This window comes from Microcystis sp. M_QC_C_20170808_M3Col (genome assembly GCF_007095505.1).
Classification (GTDB): Bacteria; Cyanobacteriota; Cyanobacteriia; order Cyanobacteriales; family Microcystaceae; genus Microcystis.
In genome coordinates this window covers 1-3,521 of record NZ_SFBY01000483.1, presented here as the reverse complement: position 1 = coordinate 3,521, position 3,521 = coordinate 1, and the positions used below count along the sequence as shown (strand labels likewise).

The following is a 3,521-nucleotide window of genomic DNA, read 5'->3' as shown; positions in this document are numbered from 1 at the left end:
AGGTGTAGATAGCCTTGAATAGAGGTTCCTTCTAGGTTCAAAAATTTGTCAAGTATCATAAGTAAAATACTCTCGTTTTTGGGTATTCTATCAAATCTTAACTCTATTGTCTATCTTTTAGTATTAACCTGTTTGTGTCTTAAGTCTTTCCCCGTATGGATTTCAGCTACTTTTAGGCGTAGGCATTCTCATCGAATTTTATTTGAAGTTAATTATTTGCATAACAATTACCGAAGAGCCACATTTTCAAAATTATCCGACAACCAGCGAACTTTCCGCAAAATTCGCTCTTGAATGATAGGAGCGAGTGCTTCTAAATCAGCGATTGCTTCGTGGCTAAATTCTACAAAGTAAGCCATTACCAGTTTAATCCTAATTTTTTGGCTACTTCCTCGGCTGAAACCCCCTTTTCTCCTACTTCAGTCCGTCTTAGAGAGTCAAGAAGTTGTTGCTTAACTTCAGGTTTGACTTCTTTGTCTTGGTCAGGAGCGAGTAAGATAGATTGGATGGTTTCGGCAACAGTTTCTTGAATGAGGAGCTTGAGTTCTTCAACGGTTAGCTCTTTAACTTGCATATTTTTAACTAGGAGAGAAGAATAAATAAACTACTCCTAATTTTGGCACTAAATTGGCTATTTGGGATCTTCTCGACCTTGTGTGATCATCAATGCTTTGTCTCGTTCCAAGGTAGAACCTCTGGAAATGCGTTGCCAGGGAGACCCTAGCAACGAGGTGATAGTGGTTTAATAAGCGAAAGGAAAAAATAAACCCCCTCAAGATTGAATGAAGGGGTATTTATGGTATTTTTAGAGGCAATTTAGCCTACTTTTGTGGTTTCTTTTTCGGTGGATTGGGAGGGTTTTAGTTGGCGCTTGAGGGTTGAAGCTGCGTTGGAGCCGAAAGTGATGATACTCAAACTGTTATTTTTTGTACTGTAGATTTTGTGGTTATTTCCTTAGGATTTCTAAACAATTGACCTTCATTTTGGTAGAAAACTTCATAATCCGGAGTCAGTTCAAGACGTAACTGTTTCCATAAACTAATTCCTTCTTGTTTAAAATCCGTTTCAGCTTGCTGATTAGGAAAATCTGATAAAGGTGGATAGTCTTGATTCAAAGTCTTATCGTAAGTATCCTGCCATGCGTTTAAACGTTGAATGGTTGCTTGACTTAATGGTAATTCTTCAGGAGCAATGTTATCAATTTCATCTACTCCCCAAAGTGGGTAACTTCCATAATCTGCCCAAAGTTTGATTCTGATTGCCATAACTATCATTCCTGAATAAGTTTATTAATTAATCGCGTTGGAGTTGGATTAGCACTCACTAAGTAACCATTATGACTAATTTCTAGAGAAACATACTGAATAATTCCATTGATTTCTACTTGATAAATTATGCGACTTTTTCCTTGTATGCCAATAATTTTTCCCTCACTAATAGCTGTTACAATTAAATCGGGAATTTGTTCTTCAGTAATACCTCTCTGGAGAAAATCTTCTCGATGATTTTCTAGAATATGCAGCAATCCAGAACCTTTGTCACCTGCTTTTCCAGTTTCTAGAAAAACAATTTTCCCGCTAGGATCTTGAGTAATTATGATAATATTTTCTGGGGTATGTTTGATTGCTGCTTTTTTAAGTTCAGCAATCAGGAGTTTTTTCTGATCGTTGTTCGGATTCGACCTCATTGCCGATTATAGCTCAAGATTGCGTAAGTTGATCTAGTTTACTCATCCCTCAATTATACAATAAAACCCCCTCAAGATTGATTGAAGGGGCATTTATGGTATTTTTAGAAGCAATTTAGCCGACTTTTGTGGTTTCTTTTTCGGTGGATTTAGAGGGTTTTAGTTGGCGCTTAAGGGTTGAAGCTGCTCCTAGTGTTCCGAGGGCGAGGAGGCCGAGGATGGAGGAGGGTTCTGGAACTGGAGCTTTTTCGGCTTCATAATCTGTTATCTTGCTTATTGTAGTTACATCAATTGGATTAGTTCCAACAAGTGTATTAACTGTTCCACCTCCTACTCCATTATTGCCCGTAAAATCTATCATTCCATTCATAGTAGCACTAGGATATTCGGGATCTGATCGACCATTAAATTCAATTTTTGTAACTTTCCAATTCTCTCCAAACATAACATGATTGATAGGAATTTTTTCCGTCATCCATGGCAATCCTGTATTTTTATATTTTTGGTACCTCTCATTTGCATCAGGACAATTACTATCTACATATGTAAACTTAATAAAACTTTCTTTGTAGTCAATAGGATCTTTTTTGATGATAAAATCAGCTTTTGAAGTTACCATATCTAAAACATTATTATTTGCATCTTTACATTCTGGTCTTCTGGCTAGATAGGTGGAAGTTCCCATAAAGTTAAATGACCCTACTAGGCTTACAGCTTTAACTGGGGAAGCTATTACAAAAGTCATGACTGAGGTAAGACTAAATATAGCTAATTTTCCAATGTGAAATTTCATAGAGGTGTCCTTAAGTGTGATTGTTCTCTCTCCGCCCTCTCGCAGCTAGGTTAAGCAACAACCCAACCCAACACCAAAGGGAGATAGCAGAAGCATACACACTCCCCCCCCCACAACTGTATCAAAAGCTACAATTTAATAAATCTTTATATTTCTCTCCCTAGCTTAGGGGTTGACAGAGCAGGGAGTTTCAGGTGTTTTCCTTTGTTTTACCCCTTCTCAGACGAACTATCCTCTTCCTTGAGTTATTGTGGCGCGGTCTGTCGGATTCGCCTTTGCGTTCATCTCTGTCTCGAGGTTGTTGAAGCGGATTCTCTATTTTGTTATAATTAGTCTCATTCGTTCGGTTTTGGGAGGGGAAAATATTCCGACACTTGCACAACTCTTACAATGTTATACCCTATCTTGTTGGGCAACAAGGTTTTATTTACCAATTAACTTAATAAGATTGGATGAGCGTACTAAAAATATTTTCATGTTAATTGGTGAAGGTATTGAGATTGAAATTAAACCTAATGGACAATGGATAAAATGAATCAAAAACCTAATTTTAAAACTATGACCTCTCAAGAATTAAAAAGTTATGTATTATCTCATCGTGATGATGACGAGGCTTTTTATGCTTATGTAGATAAGGTAAATGAAAGAAAAGATCGAGTAGTTTATCCACCTTTAAACTCCTTAGAAGATCTAGAAAAATATCCCGAAGTTATTGAACAAATGCGTCAAGATTCCCGTCATAATTTTCAGCAAAATGAGTTAACTTAGATACAGTGTGATCGCACTCTCTCGCAGTCAGGTCAAGCAATAGCCCAACCCAACACCAATGGCGGACAACAAAACAATGCACATTTTCTACTTCGGGTCTGCTGAATAATGGTAAAACCCTTTTAAAATAAAGCTTTTGACCTGTTAAAGTCCTATGTTCATGCTGCGAAAATAGGATTGGGACTTTCAAAAACCTTGCATTATCCTTCTTGTAGTACATCGCTTGGTACAAAAAACAAGGGCAACAAAGCCTGAAACGACCGGCTACTGACT

General features: G+C 37.4%; 7 protein-coding genes and 1 pseudogene. 2 read left to right on the top strand and 6 right to left on the bottom strand.

Translation table 11 applies throughout. From position 1 onward, the window contains the following. Positions 1-227: 227 nt before the first annotated feature. The 6 genes and pseudogenes from EWV84_RS22440 to EWV84_RS22415 form a co-directional block, all read right to left on the bottom strand. Positions 228-359, bottom strand: coding sequence for a type II toxin-antitoxin system RelE family toxin (locus EWV84_RS22440; RefSeq protein ID WP_287080192.1), 132 nt, complete (start codon positions 357-359; stop codon positions 228-230). Next, positions 359-574 carry a hypothetical protein gene (locus EWV84_RS22435; protein ID WP_287080191.1) on the bottom strand — a complete coding sequence of 72 codons (216 nt, stop codon included), beginning with the start codon at positions 572-574 and terminating at the stop codon, positions 359-361. Before EWV84_RS22435 ends, EWV84_RS22440 begins: the two co-directional genes overlap by 1 nt. A gap of 242 nt (positions 575-816) precedes the next feature. Beyond that, positions 817-891 (bottom strand): annotated as a pseudogene (locus tag EWV84_RS22430) (PEP-CTERM sorting domain-containing protein); the annotation flags it as partial. A 20-nt stretch (positions 892-911) separates the two neighbouring features. Further along, positions 912-1,265 (bottom strand): immunity protein CdiI family protein, encoded by a 354-nt coding sequence (locus EWV84_RS22425; protein ID WP_287080189.1) that lies wholly within the window; start codon positions 1,263-1,265, stop codon positions 912-914. 5 nt (positions 1,266-1,270) lie between these two features. Continuing rightward, the gene (locus tag EWV84_RS22420; RefSeq protein ID WP_002759905.1) at positions 1,271-1,687 is read right to left on the bottom strand and encodes a hypothetical protein; all 417 of its coding nucleotides are present in this window, start codon (positions 1,685-1,687) and stop codon (positions 1,271-1,273) included. A 115-nt stretch (positions 1,688-1,802) separates the two neighbouring features. Then, positions 1,803-2,480, bottom strand: coding sequence for a PEP-CTERM sorting domain-containing protein (locus EWV84_RS22415; RefSeq protein ID WP_287080185.1), 678 nt, complete (start codon positions 2,478-2,480; stop codon positions 1,803-1,805). 250 nt (positions 2,481-2,730) lie between these two features. Between EWV84_RS22415 and EWV84_RS23190 the strand changes: the two genes are divergently transcribed. Next, positions 2,731-3,015: a DUF6888 family protein gene (locus EWV84_RS23190; protein ID WP_416361048.1), complete on the top strand. Its 285-nt coding sequence runs from the start codon at positions 2,731-2,733 to the stop codon at positions 3,013-3,015. Further along, positions 3,012-3,248 (top strand): DUF6887 family protein, encoded by a 237-nt coding sequence (locus tag EWV84_RS22410; protein ID WP_287080182.1) that lies wholly within the window; start codon positions 3,012-3,014, stop codon positions 3,246-3,248. Before EWV84_RS23190 ends, EWV84_RS22410 begins: the two co-directional genes overlap by 4 nt. The last annotated feature ends 273 nt before the right edge of the window (positions 3,249-3,521 follow it).